Source organism: Pseudoalteromonas sp. TAP-3C, assembly GCF_059888565.1.
Genome location: NZ_CM187618.1, coordinates 655,362 through 673,402 on the forward strand (window position 1 = coordinate 655,362; position 18,041 = coordinate 673,402).

Below are 18,041 nucleotides of genomic sequence, written 5' to 3' on the forward strand. Positions count from 1 at the left end.
GAATGGTATTTTAACATTTACCAACAGTAGGTTTTATCGGGTGTGATAATTGTTTTTAGTGGTACATCCCACGACTCAATGGGTAACTCATCGACTTGTTGGCATGCGTGTGCAAGGCCAATAAGTTGCGGTTTTTGCCAGTGTTGTGCGTGTAAACGTGCCAATGTTCTATCGTAAAACCCACCTCCCATTCCTAGGCGATTACCGTATTTGTCAAATGCTACCAGCGGCATAAGTAGATAATCAAGCTCAGGTAATGGGCATATTTGAGAGCAGTTCAGCTTAGGTTCCAAGATACCATAGCGATTTGCTCTCATGGGTGAGTTTTTTTCATAGCGTTGAAATAGCAAATTAGCCTGGTTGAATGGGTGGATCACTGGCAAGTAAATAACATGGCCTTTTCTCCATAATTCTTTAATTAACAATGAGGTATCTAGCTCTCTATCATTACTTAAATAAAGGGCTATATGGCTTTTTTTGGTTGATTTTTCGCTTTTTAAGTGTTGAATAAAATTCACTTTAAGCGATTCAGCGGCTATTTTTTGCTGGTTTTTTGATAGATTATTACGTGCTTTACGAATGTCGTGTCTTATTTGTGCGCGATTATTACTCATTAAATCACTAAACCGTAATTAAAAAGAGAATAAATCAGGAAACAACAAGTACACAACAAGCACAATCAGTAAAATTACAGCAGTGGCAATAAGTACGTATAAAATGGTGTTACTGCGTTTTTTCGGTGTATCAGACAGTGGCTCATCAAGCATTAAATCGTCATCTTGCCATGGTTGTTTATTTTCTTCTGGCAACGATAATTCAACTTCAGGGAGGCGCTGCTCAAGGTCCTCTAATTTTTCTTCAAGACGAATTAAGCTACTGGTTATGTAATCTAAGGCATCAAATAAACGTTGATCGCGCTGACTATCTAAAGTTGTTTGTGAAGTGGTCTGAGCAACGGCTGCTTGTTGAAGTTTACTTTTAACGCCGAGTGTAGAGAGTAATTTGGCTTGCTTGAGGGCTTTCTCTTTGCTGCTAGGGGCAAACAGTGGCTTGCCATTAAAAAATGCCGCCACCTTTTCAGGTGAGGTTTTTAGTTTTTCAGTCAAAGCTGCGGTGACTGCTTGGCTCGTTACGTCCTCTGCAAGTCCTACAAATATAACACGAAAATTGTCGGTCATTTTTATTCCTAATACACTTTTATTATAAGCAGAGTATATACCTAAAATGTTAAACAATTCGAGACTGTTTTATCACTAACTTTACTAACATAGCAAAACGGCCCTAAAAAGGGCCGTTTTAATATTTGCTAGCTGGCTTATAAGCCAGCTGCTGCGCGAAGTGCGTCTGCTTTATCTGTGCGCTCCCATGGGAACTCTTCACGGCCAAAGTGACCATAAGCCGCTGTTGGAAGGTAAATAGGACGCTCAAGATCTAGCATTTTAATTAATCCGTAAGGGCGTAAGTCAAAATGTTCACGAATAAGCTCGATTAAACGTGCTTCTTCTAATTTACCTGTGCCAAATGTTTCAACGCTGATAGAGGTTGGCTCTGCAACACCAATAGCATAAGACACTTGTAATTCACATTTATCAGCAAGGCCAGCAGCTACGATATTTTTAGCAACATAACGTGCAGCGTAGGCTGCTGAGCGGTCAACTTTTGATGGATCTTTACCTGAGAAAGCACCACCACCATGACGGGCCATACCACCGTAAGTATCTACAATGATTTTACGACCAGTTAAACCACAATCGCCCATAGGTCCACCAATTACAAAGCGACCCGTTGGGTTAATGAAGAATTTAGTAGCACTAGTAATAAGCTCAGCAGGAAGTACTGGCTTAATAATTGTTTCCATAACGGCTTCTACTAAATCAGCTTGCGATACATCTTCGCTGTGCTGAGTAGAAAGTACAACAGCATCAATACCTACTGGCTTGCCATTTTCGTATGCAAAGGTAACTTGTGATTTTGCATCTGGGCGTAACCAGTTAAGCTCACCACTTTTACGCACTTGCGCTTGGCGCTGAACTAAACGATGTGAATAAGTGATTGGAGCAGGCATTAATACTTCGGTTTCGTTACATGCGTAACCAAACATTAAGCCTTGGTCGCCAGCGCCTTGCTCTTCTGGGCTTTTGCGGTCAACACCTTGGTTGATATCTGGTGATTGTTTACCAATGGTGTTTAAAATGGCACACGAATCGGCATCAAAGCCCATATCTGAGTGTGTGTAACCAATTTCACGCACTGTTTTACGGGTAATTTCTTCAATATCAACCCATGCGCTAGTGGTTATTTCACCACCAACCATAACCATACCGGTTTTTACGTAAGTTTCACACGCTACGCGCGCATGAGAGTCTTGTTCTAGGATAGCGTCAAGCACCGCATCAGAAATTTGATCGGCGATTTTATCCGGGTGACCTTCAGAAACAGATTCAGAAGTAAATAAATGTTTTGCCATTGTCATTATGCTCACAAATATTGCGCTTCACAAACGTCGGTATTAGCGCTAAAAAAATTAAGGTGCGTATATTATCTAAAACAAGCCAACTTTCATAGTTTTTTACGCCTAGACGTCTAAATAAAATGCCAGAGAGTAACTGGTTATTAAAAAATATTCATAATGCCCTATTTTTGCGGGTTTTTAATTGCACACAACCCCTACAATAAGTAAGAATGGGGATATACAAATACCCGCGCAAATACATATAAAGGTAGGAGAATTCATGCCATCTCGCAAAGAACTTGCAAATGCTATTCGCGTCTTGTCAATGGACGCAGTACAAAAGGCCAAATCTGGTCACCCTGGAGCCCCTATGGGCATGGCCGATATCGCAGAAGTATTATGGCGCGATTATCTAAAACATAACCCAACAAACCCAGAGTGGGCCGACCGAGACAGATTTATACTGTCAAATGGTCACGGTTCAATGCTAATTTATTCTCTACTGCATTTAAGTGGGTATGACTTGCCACTGGACGAAATTAAAAACTTTCGCCAAATGCATTCTAAAACACCAGGCCATCCAGAATATGGATACGCGCCAGGAATTGAGACCACTACGGGCCCATTAGGTCAAGGGATCACTAATGCGGTAGGTATGGCCATTGCTGAAAAAGCATTAGCTGCGCAGTTTAACCGTGAAGGCCACGACATTGTTGATCACCATACGTATGCCTTTATGGGTGATGGTTGTTTAATGGAAGGTATTTCGCATGAAGCATGCTCACTAGCCGGTACATTAGGCCTAGGTAAATTAGTGGCTTTTTGGGATGACAACGGCATTTCAATCGACGGTGAAGTAGAAGGTTGGTTTAGCGATGACACCCCAGCACGTTTTAAAGCCTATGGCTGGCATGTAATTAGTGACGTTGATGGCCATAATAGCGATGCTGTAAGTGCTGCTATTAGTGAGGCCAAAAGCGTGACTGACAAGCCAACCCTCATTTGCTGTAAAACAGTGATTGGTTACGGCTCACCTAATAAATCAGGCAGCCACGACTGCCACGGTGCTCCACTAGGGGATGATGAAATTAAAGCATCTCGCGAGTTTTTAGGTTGGACGGGCGATGCGTTTGAAATTCCAGCAGATATTTACGCTCAGTGGGATAACAAAGAAAAAGGCCAACAGCTTGAAGCAAGCTGGGATGAAAAATTTGCTGCATACGCAAAAGCATACCCAGAACTAGCCGCTGAGTTTAAGCGTCGTACCCATTCAGAACTCCCTGCTGATTGGGCTGAAAAATCGCAAGCGTACATTGAACAGCTACAAGCAAACCCGGCAAATCCCGCCTCGCGTAAAGCGTCGCAAAATGCACTAAATGCATTTGGCCCATTATTACCAGAATTTATGGGTGGCTCTGCTGATTTAGCCGGTTCAAACTTAACCATTTGGGATGGCTCTAAAGGCTTAACAGCAGATGATGCCAGTGGTAACTACATTTACTACGGTGTGCGTGAATTTGGGATGTCGGCCATTATGAACGGTATTGCACTGCATAAAGGCTTTATTCCTTACGGTGCAACTTTCTTAATGTTTATGGAATATGCACGCAACGCGGTACGTATGGCTGCATTAATGAAGCAACCAAGCATTTTTGTATACACCCACGACTCAATTGGTTTAGGTGAAGATGGTCCAACTCACCAACCTGTAGAGCAAATTGCCAGCATGCGTTTAACGCCTAACTTATACAACTGGCGCCCGTGTGACCAAGTTGAGTCGGCCATTGCATGGCAACAAGCTATTGAACGTAAAGACGGCCCTACATCGTTAATCTTTACTCGCCAAGGTTTAGAGCAACAAGCGCGTGATGCACAGCAATTAAGCGACGTTAAAAAGGGGGGCTACATCTTAAGCTGTGATGGCAACCCAGCGCTTATTCTGATTGCAACGGGTTCTGAAGTACAACTCGCGCAAGACTCTGCTAAAGCGCTACGTGCACAGGGTAAAAAGGTACGTGTGGTATCTATGCCATGTACGGATGCGTTTGAAGATCAATCGCCAGAGTACAAAGAAAGCGTATTACCAGCAAGCGTTTCACGCCGCGTAGCGATTGAAGCCGGTATTGCTGACTACTGGTACAAGTACGTAGGCCTCAATGGCGCAGTAGTGGGTATGACCACCTTTGGTGAGTCGGCACCGGCAAACGAGCTGTTTGAGTTCTTCGGCTTTACCGTAGAAAATGTAGTTAACAAAGCAAACGCATTGTTTTAATCGTTTTAGCTTTAAAATTTAAAAAGCCCGCACTGTGTTAAACGCAGCGCGGGCTTTTTTATACAGAGCTGTCAGCTATCAGCCGAAGCCCGAAGCCCGAAGCTCGTGAGAATTTTCACAGCGCTTTTCTTGCAAGCCACTTATCTATCAGGCAAGGTGGTCGCTGAATATTTAAAAACAATATAAACAGGAGTGAGGATGTCTCAGTTTGATAATGTAAGTGTCGTTAAACAGGCCAACGTATATTTTGACGGTAAAGTATCGAGCCGTGCTGTGGTATTTGGTGATGGCAGCACAAAAACATTAGGGTTTATGCAACCCGGTGAGTTTGAATTCGCAACCAGTAAAAAAGAATTGATGGAATTAAACGGCGGCCAATGGGAAGTGTTATTGCCAGATGAGAGTGAATGGCAAACAATGTCGGCAGGTGAATCATTTAACGTTGATGCTAATGTTAAATTCCAAGTAAAAGTTGCTGACTTTGCAGATTACTGTTGTTCATACACAGACTAGCTAATCAGCACTGTGACTAATTAGTCGTTTAAAGCCCATATTTAATGGGCTTTGCATAAACTTTGCACAACATATGATTTAAATCACCTAAAATAGTAAATAAACCTTAAATATCGCTTTTTTCTCTTGTGTTAATTCGTTTAGCCCCCAATACTAATTATGAGGTAACATAAAAAAGGATACCCTATGAAAATTAATCTTTCCGGTCACCATGTTGACGTTACTGATTCTATTAAAGAACACATTAACGAAAAGTTCTCAAAAGTTGCGAGCCATTTCCCATCATTGATATCTTTAGATATTATTCTTTCAACAGAGCATCATAAGTTTCAAGCAGAAATTAGCACAAATTATGAAGGTGCGCGTATATCGGTAAAAGGGGAAAACGAAGTTATGTATCCTGCTATTTCCAGCGCAGCTAAAAAACTCGATGCCGCACTAAAGCATCGTAAAGGGCAAATAAAAGCAAACTTACACGAAAAGCCGGTAAGTACCACACCAGAAATAGCACATGAAATCATCCAAGAGATGGAATTAAAATAAAAAATTAACAACGTGTTATTTTTAAAAAGAGCTTTAGGGCTAATGCCGATCATTTAAGAAATAGTTAATAGCACTTGAACGATCTTCTAGGTATGTAAGAATCCGAATTCTTTTGTAGAATTCGGATTTTTTTATGCAACTTTCTAATGCTCTCGATATTATCAACAACATCAAACCTAATGAAGTTGAAACACTCGCAGATTTACTCCCTTTATCCCTTATCGAAGAAGCCTATGCGCTGACCGAAACCGTTACACTACGAAAAAGAAAACTAACCCTAGAATCGATGGCTTGGTTGTTGATCGGTATGGTTATTTATAATGATAAATCCATGGCCGATGTCGTTAATATGCTCGACATTATTGACCGAGAAGGAAAGCCATTTGTTGCGCCAAGTGCTTTAACTCAGCGTCGTAAAAACCTAGGTGAAGCCGCCATGAAAGCCTTATTTGAATGCACCCAAAGACATTGGAATGATGACGCTAATCACCCTCATTGGAATGGGCTTACTTTGCTTGGTGTCGATGGTGTTGTTTGGCGTACGGATGACTCCCCCCAAAATAATGAGGCCTTTACAAAACCGGCCAATACACAATACCCACAGGTCAGAATGGTGTGTCAAATGGAGCTGAGCAGCCATTTAATAACGGGGAGCGCTTTTGATGATTACAAGGTCAATGAAATGGTGCTGGCTGAAAAGCTTATAGAAACCACACCCGATAACAGTCTCACTTTATTCGACAAAGGCTTCTATTCTTTAGGGCTTTTACATAAATGGCAAACGACTGGCAGTGAACGCCATTGGCTAATCCCCCTGAAAAAAAATGTGCAATATAACGTTATTCAAACATTAGGGCGTAATGATAAATTAGTCCAACTTAGCAGTAACCCAAGAGCAAGCAAAATGTGGCCAACGCTGCCTGACACCTTAATAGCGAGGTTAGTGACTCGAAAAATAAAGGGGAAATCATACAGTGTGATGACATCGATGACAGATCCGATGCGATATCCATCAGCCGATATAGGCGATATATACAGTCACCGCTGGGAGATAGAGCTTGGTTATCGCGAACAAAAGCAATATATGCTGGGTAATCGATTAACATTAAGAAGTCGCTTACCAGCGCTTGTAAAGCAAGAGCTGTGGGGAGTGTTGCTTACTTATAATATGGTGCGATATCAGATGGTAAAAATGTGCCACACATTAAAAGGTGATTATTTACCGTACCAACTGAGTTTCAATGGTAGTTTAGCTCAAATAATGAGGTTGCTTGTTGGATTACCTTATTCAACCCCAGGGGCCATACCACGTCAGTTAAAATACTTTTATACGATGGCAGAAAGCCTAATTCTAGAGCCTCGAAGGGAGCGAAGTTTCCCTCGCTCAGTCAAGCCAAGACCGCAGCGGTACGCTAGAAATAAAAAAGCCGCTCACCTTAAGTGAACGGCATTAGAGCTTTAGGGCTCTTTTTTATTGCCTGCAAATTAGGTAAGTTATGCATTCATATGGTTTATTAATAATAATAATTAATAAACAAAACACATAACACACCCAATTTGAGAAGTTAATGCAGTACACACAAAACACATGGCAGTCTCGGTTAGGCGCGCTCGGCCCCGGTATTTTAATGGCAACCGCTGCCATTGGTGGCTCACACTTGGTAGCCTCAACTCAGGCTGGCGCATTATTTGGCTGGCAGCTATTTTGGCTTATTGTGGTGGTTAACGTTTTAAAGTACCCGTTTTTTCGTTTTGGTATGGAATACACGCTCGCCACCAAAAACAGCCTAGTAGAGGGGTATAAAAACCAAGGCCCAGGTTATTTTTACAGTTTTATTGCCCTGAATATTATTGCTGCGGTGGTAAACACCGCCGGCGTATTGCTGCTTACAGCGAGTTTATTACATTACGCATTACCTATTAGCATTCCTGTTACTTTACTGTGCTGGTTAATATTGGCGGTGTGTTTAGTTATATTATTACTGGGGCACTTTAAAGCGCTCGATAACGTAGCAAAAGCAATTATGGGATTGCTCACTGTCGCCACTATTACAGCGTTAATCATCGCCTTTAAGAACGGCCCAGTAGCACCTACAGACTACGTTGGCCCCTCACCGTATGAACTTGCCATGTTAGGCTTTATGGTTGCCTTAATGGGCTGGATGCCAGCGCCTATTGAAATATCGGCACTAAGTTCTTTATGGCTTAAAGAAAAACAAGCCCAGCAAAGCGTGACTAAACGCCAAGGCTTGTTCGATTTTAATGTAGGTTATTGGTTAACCGCCGGGCTCGCGCTGATGTTTTTTAGTTTAGGGGTGTTGGTGCAATGCGGGCAAAGCAGTAATATAGAGCTTGGCGGTGTAGCCTTTGCTAAACAGCTTATTGATATGTATGCACTCACTATCGGCGAATGGGCAAGGCCGTTGGTATCTGCCATCGCGTTTTTATGCATGTTTGGCACTACGCTTACCGTGCTTGACGGTTACGCCCGTACGCTTAATGAATCCCATAAACTACTGGGTTTTAAGCAATCAAAGCACAGTTTAAATACGTGGCTTATATTGCAAGCATTGGCTGGTATGGCGGTGATTTTATTTTTTAAATCAGCCCTTGGCCCCATGCTTACCTTTGCCATGACACTTGCTTTTGTTACTACCCCCGTTTTTGCATGGCTTAATTTTAGCCTAGTGCGCTCAGAGCCTGCTATTAAACACAGTTTACTTTTGCGCAGCTTAACCTGGTTAGGCTTGGTGTACTTAGTTGGCTTTGCTGTGGCGTTTGTGGTTTGGAAGTTGATGTGATTTTATATTCGAGGTTCGAGGTTCGAGGTTCGAGGTTCGAGGTTCGAGGTTCGAGGTTAAAGGTTAAAGGTTAAAGGTTGATCTGACTTGGATAAAGTAGACACGGAGTTTCAATTAGTTGATTCAGTTTATGAGTAAAGCGCTTTAAGTTAAAGCAACAAAGCTGCTGCCAATTACATGGTAAACCAATGGGCTTAACTCATCATGCACATCAACGATGGGCTGCTGAGCATTGATAATAACCGAGCAGAGAGAGCCATCAAACCGTTCGTCATTGGCCGTAAGAACTGGCTGTTTAGTCAAATAGCGACAGGGAAACACGCAAGTGCGATATTTTACAGCATCATTGAAACAGCCAAAACCAAAGCCAACGCCTTAATGCCATACGATTACATCACGGCATGTTTAAATTAATTATGCCAACCAAAGCCCGATATCGACAGGCTATTACCGTGGTATTTTAAAGCCTAGCTGGTGATCGCCGGACGCTTACAATATCTAAAGATTAGCCAAAACCAATAAAAAGGCAAGAAGAAAGACCTGACCCTGAGGGATCCCCACATTTTTTATCCAAGCTACAAGCACTCACGGCAATCCTTATTTAATTGATTGAGTGCTTCTAAAAACGTTTTCAATTTTATTTTATAGCCAAATTTTTCGAAGTATTGCGTTCCTAAACTAAAACAAGACAGCACGTTTCTATCCTTTATCGTATTCGCCTGAAAGCTTCTATGCACATTCAATATTTTTGCCGTTAAACCTGCTAGCCAAAGGATAAAATTAGCAATTAATGCAATCAATAATGCGACATTCAAGCGGCCTTTTTCATAGCTACGACAATGACGTAAGTTCAAGCCATTACTTGTGTTTTTTAAGTCTCTAAAGGACTCTTCTATTTGCATTCGTTGACTGTAAATTTTAACAATATCTTGTGCTGAATAATTAATATTGCACAATGAGGTAAATAATAACCATGGCTCCGTCGCACCTTTAGCATGTTTCAAGCTTACGCTGCTGCGAATAGTTTTTCCTCGAAGATTTTTCTTCTTTCTTTGTTTAGGTTTTGATTTAAATAAGTAAAAGTGACCACTCAATGAATTGGCTTTAGCGAGTTGTGTTTCAAATAAATAAGCGGGTCTTGCAGTTGCTTTTGAGTAAAGTGTTTTGACTGGTGACCAACATGTATCATCTTCTGGCTTTTGATATTGTGTTTGATGCCTCACTCTGCCTACAAAATCCCAACCAAATTTAAGCACTAACTTAAACCAAGGATTGCGAAATCCTGCATCGGTAACGATGATCGGCTTGCACTCAGAAGGCAATATTGATTTAAGTGTTTTGAGGAAATCCTTATGCACGCTTTGCTTCATGTATTCACATTCACGAAAACTTTGCTCATAGATTGTCATTGCTCGACCTTTAACTGGGACTGCTGCTCGTAATAAATGAAACTCGCCACAGGGTGTTAACCCAGACCAATCAATCGTCACGCATGGACGTCTAATTTGACCAATTACGCGGCGAGTGATTTCTTGGTAATAGTGGTTGCGGGAGTGCTGGACGCGAGGGTTGCCAAATAACCTATCCATTCGTTTAATAGTGTGTTTAACCTTCGCGTTGCTCTTTAGTTTTCGCCCTAAAGCAGCAATGGATAAGAACTTATGTTGGCAGAGTGTTTCTACCGCTTTCATTAATGTGCAGTGGTTACGCTTATCAATAATACCCGCTGTATTAGAAAATGTTTTATGTAATAATTTACTCAAGTGCATAGTCGATTTACTTTGTAATTTCTTTGGTTGGAAAAAACATATAAGATCAAAATTGGCTGTGCACTTCAACTATTTTTTACATTATCTTATTGATTTATATTATCAAATTGTGGGGATTCGTCAGGACCTGACCCTGAGGGACTAATGAGTGACCATTGCGCAGAAAGGGCGGTTTCCCTCCAGGGAAAATTAACTCAGGATGTTTGTGAGTGCACCAGTATTGGCGCAATGCAAACAAGGTTGCTTGAGGTAATGGCACAAAGCGGTCTTTTTTAGATTTGGTATAACGCAAATGCACCCGCATTAAATGGCTATCAATATCCGATACCTTTAAGTTAATGGCTTCACTGAGGCGCAGACCTAGACTGTAGGTGACTAAATAATAGGTTTGATAGCTGAGTTTGCGGGTGGTGTTAATAATGCGTGCGACTTCAGTGGGCGATAACACATCTTGAACTACCTGAGTTTTAGGCGGTTTAATAATATCTACCCACGTCCATGGACGATGGAAAACATGTTTGTAACAAAACTGAATGGCATTACGGGTAATTTTAACCGCGCTCCATGATTTGTTTTCAACAAGAAAAAGAAAGTAGCGTTTGAGATCGTCAGCGCTGAGGTTATCAGGACAGGTGTCAAAAAAGACAGCGGCTTGGCGTAAGCACCGAGCATAACAATCAATGGTTTTATCACTCTTGCCTTGCAGTTTTAATTCGGTAATATAGGTTGAATATAAAGACTCGAAACGAGCTTGATCGTGTGTGTTCATAACAGTGAACTCCAATTAATCCTACCGACATTGGTAGAGAGTTAATTAAACACGCGATCTGCTTTTTCTGCCGCAAAGCGGCTTCGTTCAACAAGTGTAGGCACGGCGACGCCCATTACATTGCGCCTTCGGCTCCATTCCATGGGCGCGCGTGCTGCAAGCGTTATGTTCATATGAGTAAGAAGTAAAAATTAATGCAGAAGAAAGAAACATCATGTGCTTGGTGGCTTGTTACCCCAACGTATAAGTATGCAGAATACAGTAAGAATGCCCTGATCGAAAAAGGTGCAAGTTCCACAGAGCTCTCAAGTGCTTTAAAAAAGTACAACACGCGATATTTTATATCTTCATTGACGATCTGTTTAGCGGTTCAACTACTATCAATATTAGAGTTTCAGCTGTTTCCTGTTTACGGATTTGAGTCTCAACCAGTTATTAAATATATATACTGGTTCATGATTGTTTTGGTTGTGTGGTCTTTTTTGCTCTCAAGAGCAATCGAAATAACTAAAGCGTTTTTGGGGGACGCAATTGATAAGTTGAACGGTGGCTTACCTAATAGTGACTTGAAGTATGGCGAGAGATTAAAGTTAGCCTTAACCAGTTACATTGAACTGATTATTAATTTTGGAACGCTGTACTTCTTAATGCCAGTGTGCTTTTTCAAGGATTTTTATAAATTCAACTCAGTACTCGAAGCTGTTTACTTTAGTGGTGTTACCATTACTACTGTTGGTTACGGTGATATAAGCCCAAGTATATGGTTTCTTCAATTTTTAACAGTGTTCGAAGTACTTTCTGGCTTTAGCTTGATAGTTGTTTGTTTTACTATTTATTCAAGTCTTGCTCTTTCAAGATCCCCGATTTGTAAAATATGTGCGAGAAAACTTAGAAAATGAACACAATAAATAAGGATAGGTTGCGCGAAGCTGCAACTTAATCCTATTGTTGGACAAGCCCGTTGCTGATGTTGACACTTATTTATAGTAAATAAATTGATAGAAGCTTTGTGGGACGGCTTGATTATGTTTTTCAGGCCGAGTGAGGTTAAGGCTGCGTATCGCTTAAAAAATGTTTATAAAAAACCTTAAAACAAATAACGCGGTCTACTTAATTTCGCCGTGTTTTTACTTACCTGTTTTGTGCGTATTTACCTTTCTTTTATGGCTTTAGTTCACGCATCAGCTTTTGCTGCTACGTCGAATCTTGCTCCTTAGAATAAGATCACATCCGTGTTTTATATCGTCAGCCCGACAACCTGATTCTGTCCAATAATATGACTGCCAATACGCGCAAGATACAGCGTCATGCGCGCTTTGCAGTCCGGGATACCTTTAAGTTAATGGCTTCACTGAGGCGCAGACCTAGACTGTAGGTGACTAAATAATAGGTTTGATAGTTGAGTTTGCAGGTGGCGTTAATGATGCGTGCGACTTCAGTGGGCGATAACACATCTTGAACTACCTGAGTTTTAGGCGGTTTAATAATCTCTACCCACGTCCACGGACGATGGAAAACATGTTTGTAACAAAACTGAATGTCATTACGGGTAATTTTAACCGCGCTCCATGATTTGTTTTCAACAAGAAAAAGAAAGTAGCGTTTGAGATTGTCAGCGCTGAGATTATCAGGGTAGGTGTCAAAAAAGACAGCGGCTGGCGTAAGCACCGAGCATAACAATCAATGGTTTTATCATTCTTGCATTGCAGTTTTAATTCGGTAATATAGGCTGAATATAAAGACTCGAAACGAGCTTGATCGTGTGTGTTCATAACCGTGAACTCCAATTAACCTTACCGGCATTGGTAGAGAGTTAATTAAATACGCGATCTGCTTTTTCTGCCGCAAAGCGGCTTCGTTTAACAAGCTAAGTCAGCCGATGCTTACCGCGCTGCTGCTTTGAGCGTTATATGAAGCACCACAAGAGAGAAATCAATGAAACTAGTAGATGAGATTGTAGAAATATTGAGCTCTAACGATGGTGTTTTGACTGAGGCGCTGATTAAAATGAAGGTTCTTCTTCATAAAATTGGGCACAAAGAACTAGTAGTTTGGGTGAACAAAGAGCTGAATGGTTACAGTGGAGAAGATGAACTCCCTGATTATCGTATTATTCCGGCACAAGTACTAGTTTCGGCAACAAATGGAGCTTACGAAGTAAATTCTCATCCTGTCCCGATGCTCCATCTTGATAAAACTTTCAGGGAGATGTGGGAGCAAGCTAAGCTAACTCATTCATTAGCTGTGATTGAGAAAATAGTGCATTCTAGTGATGGCGACAGACTCCAATCACCGATACCAATGGAGGCAAATGGAATGCTAAGCAAGGGATTGGCTAATTCATATATGGTTCAACGGGCATGGTCTGAAATACCAGTGGCTGGTGTTTCCAATATATTGATGCAGGTAAGGTCACGCCTTTTGGATTTTGTTCTTGAGTTGAGCTCAGAATTTTCGGAATTGGAATCTGACAAAGAAGTAAAGGAAGCTGCTGGAAAATTCGATGCTTCAAATCTATTTAATAATGCGATATTTGGCGATAATGTAACAATATTGCTGGGCTCGGATAATACTCAAAAAATAAAAAACAGTATCGTCAAATATGATTTCGATTCTTTGGCTAAGACCCTGAAGGACAACGGAGTTGAAGATAACGATATTACTTTTCTGAAAGTTGCCATAGAAAGTGATTCTGATTTTTCTATAACTGAGAAGGATAAATTTGGGCCTTCGGTAAAATCGTGGATGCAGTCAATGGTATCTAAAGCAATCGATACAAGTTGGCAGATCGAATTAGGTGTAGCGGGAAGTTTACTTGCCACAGCGTTGAATAACTACTACGGTCTAATATAATCACATAAGGGTAGCCGGAGGTCTCTAACCTTCAGCCCCACACCTGTTGTTCCGCACCCTTAATTCTTAATTTGAATTAAAGGCTAGAGAAGGCTAGAGGGTCAAATCTTGACTTCAGACATTGTTCTCCTGACCGTCCACTGTTGGCACTTTCTAGTCTTTCGACAACATAAAATATTGATAATAATTGGCAAGATAATTTACTGTGACGGATGGCGCTTCGCTTATCCGACCTATACTTGGCGCTGTTCAGCCAATCGATAATGCAAAACGCCTATGTTGATTGATGCAGCCTTTTTTCGTTGGGTTTCACTGTGCTCAACCCAACCTACCTCAACCGAACCTACGTAAAAAATTAACTACCCGTATTACGGTTAACTCAGCTCTTTTATCGCTTTACTTATTCCATCTAAACTCAGTGGGTACATTCTGTTATCCATCAGCTGCTTTATAAAATCAATTGATTGGTAGTATGGCCAGTGTTCAACCGGTTGAGGGTTGAGCCACGCGACTTTATCAAAGTGATTAGTGATTCGCGCCAACCACGCACTGCCGGGTTCTTCATTGTAGTGTTCTACTGAGCCGCCAGGGTAGGCAATTTCATACGGGCCCATAGTGGCGTCACCGACAAATATAACTTTGTAGTCGCTGGTAAATTTGTTAATCAGCGTCATGGTGTCTACTACGTTTGAGTGGCGGCGCTGATTATCTTGCCACACGTGTTCGTACAAACAGTTATGAAAGTAGTAAAATTCTAAATGCTTAAATTCACTGTGGGCGGCGCTAAACAGCTCTTCACAGGTGTGAATGTAGTCATCCATTGAGCCGCCAATATCAAACAGCATCAATACTTTTACCGCATTGTGGCGCTCGGGGGCCATTTTTACATCGAGCATGCCGCCTTGTTTGGCGGTCGCGCGAATGGTTTCGTTTAAATCAAGGGTGTCGCTTGCGCCGGTGCGGGCAAATTTACGTAGTTTTTTAAGCGCCAGTTTTATGGTGCGTGAGCCAATTTCGCGGTCAGAATCTAGGTTGCGGTATTCGCGCTTATCCCACACTTTTACTGCTTGGCGATTGCGGTTGCCGTCTTGACCAATGCGCACGCCCTCAGGGTTATAACCATACGCGCCAAAGGGTGAGGTGCCGCCAGTGCCTACCCATTTATTGCCGCCAGCATGGCGCTTTTGCTGCTCTTCTAGTCGCTGTTTGAGGGTTTTCATTAGCTCGTCGAGCCCGCCCATGGCTTTTAGTTGGGCTTTTTCTTCATCGCTTAGGTGCTTTTCAAACTCTTTACGCAACCAATCTTCAGGCAGGTTATGCTGCTGTTTTAAGCTTTCGAGCAGGTCTAAGTCGGCAATACCGCTAAAGTAATCGGCAAAGGCTTTATCGAATCGGTCAAAATGGGTTTCATCTTTTACCATAATAGTGCGCGCTAAATGATAAAACCCGTCTACATCAGCAAATATAACGCCTTGTTTTAAAGCGTTAATTAAATCAAGTAGTTCGCGAAGGCTGACGGGTAAACGGTATTCACGCAATTTGAAGAAAAACGCAATCAACATCTTAGCGACGGCTCATAAAGGCAAGTTTTTCGATTAGGCTTATGTCTTGCTCGTTTTTAAGTAGCGCGCCAAACATCGGCATTAAACCGCCTTTTTGCGCTTTATCGTGCAGGGTTTTGGCATCTATGTCTTCAGCCATTAATAGTTTTAACCAATCCAGTAACTCGCTGGTGGATGGCTTCTTTTTAAGGCCATTGGCTTCGCGTAAGTTAAAAAATACTTCCAGTGCTTGGCGTACTAAATCTTGTTTAACGTTTGGGTAGTGCACATCGATAATTTGCTGCATTTCGTCCGCACTTGGAAAATCTATGTAATGAAAAAAGCAGCGGCGTAAAAATGCATCAGGCAGCTCTTTTTCATTGTTTGAGGTGATGATCACAATTGGGCGCTCTTTGGCCACAATGCGCTCACCGGTTTCATATACATGAAATTCCATTTTATCGAGTTCGAGTAGTAAATCGTTAGGGAATTCAATGTCGGCTTTGTCTATTTCGTCAATCAGTAATACTGGGCGTTTACCGTTTAGTTCTGCGTACATGAACGCTTGCCACAGCTTACCTTTAACAATGTAATTACTAATATTATGAACGCGCTCATCGCCCAGTTGGCTGTCACGCAAGCGAGATACCGCATCATACTCGTATAAGCCTTGCTGCGCTTTGGTGGTTGATTTTATATGCCACTGAATAAGCTCGGTATCTAAACTTTTAGCGAGCTCCTCGGCCAACATGGTTTTGCCTGTGCCTGGTTCGCCTTTAATTAAAAGCGGTTTTTGCAGCATAATAGCGGCATTTACTGCCTGTTTTAATGCTGAGCTTGCGATGTAATTATCAGTAGAATTAAATTGCACGGGGTATCCTTTATCTGGTCTGAGCAGTAATTATTATACGTTATAATGCCATAGTTAATCGGCTTCACCAAGGTAGGCAAAACGAGGAATGGTTTTACCGTCTTTTTCTATGGTTTCGGTAAACATACTTAATGGGCGTGCCCATATGCCGTAATCGCCATATAGCGCTTGATATATTACCAATGGCTCGTTGGTTTCGCTGTGAGTCGCCACATGCATAACTTTATATTGTGGGCCTTTGTAGTGTTGATATAAACCCAGTTTTAGTGCTGTAGTCATAGTCTGTTATCTTGTATAATTTGCCTTCGCTTTTTATTATGCCAAAGAATACAGCAATACTATGAATTATATTTCTCTTGATGATTACAAAAAAGCCTGGGTATTTCGCCACAAAGATATGCCGGTTTCTGATGCTGATGCAGCCAATATTAAACCGATGACCAGTGAGCGTGCCGCCGTACTGTGGACAACCATGGTGAGTCGTGAACATGATCATCCAGACTTTTTTGATAAAACCGATTGGTGCGCGCAAGAGCAAAATTTTAGCCAACAAATTAATTGGGAAGATGCGTGGGAAAGCGAAAATGATTCACTACCTGAGACGATAATTAACCACTTAGATTGGCAGGCTAATACCACCGTTTATTTTTGCATGGCACGCGACAATATTATTGAAACGACATTTGATGTGTTTAAACGTAACTGGCAAAACTTTATGTTTTTAGCTGATGGCAGTTTATTAATTGGTAAAAAGCGCAGTGCCATGGTGCAATTTTTAGAGTCAGGCATTGCAAAATTAGGCGAAAAGCCAAGTGCTTAAATTAATAACCAGTGCTTAAAAACTGTGCGTTACTGTGTTATAAAACATTCATTAAGATGTTTTAGAGTACAGCGATTGGTTGCTAAAAAGGTTGCTAAAAATAAACAGTTTAACACAGGCCAACAAGTTGAAATGTGGCAAACTGATGCACAAAAAGTGCTTTATGCACAATTAAGCAATGCTTTTTATCAGCGTGAGGTGCAGCGATTAGTCGCCGAGCCCAATGGAGAGCGTTTACGCAGGCAGTTAAAAAGTTTGCCTTATTATATTGAACGTGCAGCAACGCGAGTCGCTAATGCTGAGTTACCTTTTACACTTGATCCACAAAATGGAGGCTGGCTTGAGAAACAAAAGCCAACGCCGCCAGAGGTTAACCCCTCAGCGAATGAACTTTTTTATCAAACGAATGCCAAAGTGGGGCTGATTATTCCTGTATTATTACAAAATCACGGCCAAACTCAGGTTAGAATAGACAGCATTGACCAAGTAACTAAAACACAGGTTCATTGTAATGAACTTGGCTGGTTTGATTTTTTAGGTCAAGGGCACAAGCAACAAAGTGCGCAGTTACTCAAACCCAGTAAAGCAACGCTTGCAGCGGCATGTTGTGGTCATCAGTGGCAGTTTTCAAAACGCAGTTCGCCACGGGTTTTATCACTGCGGGAAATGCTATTGGCAGTCAATATTAATTGGCGCAATGTTAAGCGGCCATTAGCCTAGGGTCTGTTGACCTTTGCGGATTACAATTTGTTCAAACTAGGGGCGGTTTAATCGCGGCGCGAGGTTTGTAACCTAGTGGGCTAAGTAAAAACCGAGCAACAAAGAGTAAATCGCCCC

At 41.6% G+C, this 18,041-nt stretch carries 17 protein-coding genes and 1 pseudogene; 10 read left to right on the forward strand and 8 right to left on the reverse strand.

All coding sequences use genetic code 11. The features are described 5' to 3' along the window. Positions 1–17 precede the first annotated feature (17 nt). The 3 genes from AC6H44_RS03015 to metK form a co-directional block, all read right to left on the reverse strand. Positions 18–614 (reverse strand): 5-formyltetrahydrofolate cyclo-ligase, encoded by a 597-nt coding sequence (locus AC6H44_RS03015; RefSeq protein WP_500737428.1) that lies wholly within the window; start codon positions 612–614, stop codon positions 18–20. A gap of 18 nt (positions 615–632) precedes the next feature. Further along, positions 633–1,178 (reverse strand): hypothetical protein, encoded by a 546-nt coding sequence (locus AC6H44_RS03020; protein WP_500737430.1) that lies wholly within the window; start codon positions 1,176–1,178, stop codon positions 633–635. 137 nt (positions 1,179–1,315) lie between these two features. Beyond that, a complete protein-coding gene (gene metK, locus AC6H44_RS03025; protein WP_500738365.1) occupies positions 1,316–2,467 on the reverse strand; it encodes a methionine adenosyltransferase in 1,152 nt (383 codons plus the stop codon). Positions 2,468–2,732: 265 nt separating this feature from the next. Between metK and tkt the strand changes: the two genes are divergently transcribed. The 6 genes and pseudogenes from tkt to AC6H44_RS03055 form a co-directional block, all read left to right on the forward strand. Further along, entirely contained in the window at positions 2,733–4,724 is a 1,992-nt protein-coding gene (tkt, locus tag AC6H44_RS03030; protein WP_500737431.1) for a transketolase, read from the forward strand. A gap of 198 nt (positions 4,725–4,922) precedes the next feature. Beyond that, a complete protein-coding gene (gene ppnP, locus AC6H44_RS03035) occupies positions 4,923–5,237 on the forward strand; it encodes a pyrimidine/purine nucleoside phosphorylase (protein WP_500737432.1) in 315 nt (104 codons plus the stop codon). 186 nt (positions 5,238–5,423) lie between these two features. After that, on the forward strand, positions 5,424–5,780 hold the full coding sequence (gene hpf, locus AC6H44_RS03040) for a ribosome hibernation-promoting factor, HPF/YfiA family (protein WP_500737433.1): 357 nt from the start codon (positions 5,424–5,426) through the stop codon (positions 5,778–5,780). Positions 5,781–5,913: 133 nt separating this feature from the next. Beyond that, entirely contained in the window at positions 5,914–7,224 is a 1,311-nt protein-coding gene (locus AC6H44_RS03045) for an IS4 family transposase (protein WP_500737435.1), read from the forward strand. 124 nt (positions 7,225–7,348) lie between these two features. Then, complete coding sequence (locus tag AC6H44_RS03050) at positions 7,349–8,581, forward strand: NRAMP family divalent metal transporter (RefSeq protein ID WP_500737436.1); 1,233 nt, start codon at positions 7,349–7,351, stop codon at positions 8,579–8,581. A 165-nt stretch (positions 8,582–8,746) separates the two neighbouring features. Then, positions 8,747–8,995 (forward strand): annotated as a pseudogene (locus tag AC6H44_RS03055) (IS66 family transposase); the annotation flags it as partial. A gap of 161 nt (positions 8,996–9,156) precedes the next feature. Here AC6H44_RS03055 and AC6H44_RS03060 read toward each other — a convergent pair. Together AC6H44_RS03060 and AC6H44_RS03065 are read right to left on the reverse strand one after the other, a co-directional pair. Further along, positions 9,157–10,350 (reverse strand): IS4 family transposase, encoded by a 1,194-nt coding sequence (locus tag AC6H44_RS03060; RefSeq protein ID WP_500737382.1) that lies wholly within the window; start codon positions 10,348–10,350, stop codon positions 9,157–9,159. A gap of 94 nt (positions 10,351–10,444) precedes the next feature. Beyond that, a complete protein-coding gene (locus AC6H44_RS03065) occupies positions 10,445–11,119 on the reverse strand; it encodes a site-specific integrase (RefSeq protein WP_500737438.1) in 675 nt (224 codons plus the stop codon). Positions 11,120–11,313: 194 nt separating this feature from the next. Here AC6H44_RS03065 and AC6H44_RS03070 point away from each other — a divergent pair, with 194 nt between their 5' ends. Together AC6H44_RS03070 and AC6H44_RS03075 are read left to right on the forward strand one after the other, a co-directional pair. Then, positions 11,314–12,018, forward strand: coding sequence for a potassium channel family protein (locus AC6H44_RS03070; RefSeq protein WP_500737439.1), 705 nt, complete (start codon positions 11,314–11,316; stop codon positions 12,016–12,018). A 1,036-nt stretch (positions 12,019–13,054) separates the two neighbouring features. Then, positions 13,055–13,972 (forward strand): AbiTii domain-containing protein, encoded by a 918-nt coding sequence (locus AC6H44_RS03075; protein ID WP_500737440.1) that lies wholly within the window; start codon positions 13,055–13,057, stop codon positions 13,970–13,972. Between the two features lie 374 nt (positions 13,973–14,346). Here AC6H44_RS03075 and AC6H44_RS03080 read toward each other — a convergent pair whose 3' ends face one another. From AC6H44_RS03080 to AC6H44_RS03090, 3 genes are read right to left on the reverse strand one after another with little or no spacing between them, the layout of a single operon-like run. Then, positions 14,347–15,534 (reverse strand): vWA domain-containing protein, encoded by a 1,188-nt coding sequence (locus AC6H44_RS03080; protein ID WP_500737441.1) that lies wholly within the window; start codon positions 15,532–15,534, stop codon positions 14,347–14,349. A gap of 1 nt (position 15,535) precedes the next feature. Then, entirely contained in the window at positions 15,536–16,384 is an 849-nt protein-coding gene (locus tag AC6H44_RS03085) for an AAA family ATPase (protein WP_500737442.1), read from the reverse strand. A gap of 54 nt (positions 16,385–16,438) precedes the next feature. Further along, positions 16,439–16,663, reverse strand: coding sequence for a DUF1653 domain-containing protein (locus AC6H44_RS03090; RefSeq protein WP_500737443.1), 225 nt, complete (start codon positions 16,661–16,663; stop codon positions 16,439–16,441). A 61-nt stretch (positions 16,664–16,724) separates the two neighbouring features. Between AC6H44_RS03090 and AC6H44_RS03095 the strand changes: the two genes are divergently transcribed. Both AC6H44_RS03095 and AC6H44_RS03100 read left to right on the forward strand, forming a co-directional pair. After that, the gene (locus AC6H44_RS03095; RefSeq protein ID WP_500737444.1) at positions 16,725–17,204 is read left to right on the forward strand and encodes a DUF2947 domain-containing protein; all 480 of its coding nucleotides are present in this window, start codon (positions 16,725–16,727) and stop codon (positions 17,202–17,204) included. 132 nt (positions 17,205–17,336) lie between these two features. After that, positions 17,337–17,924 (forward strand): hypothetical protein, encoded by a 588-nt coding sequence (locus AC6H44_RS03100; protein WP_500738366.1) that lies wholly within the window; start codon positions 17,337–17,339, stop codon positions 17,922–17,924. Positions 17,925–18,041 lie beyond the last annotated feature (117 nt).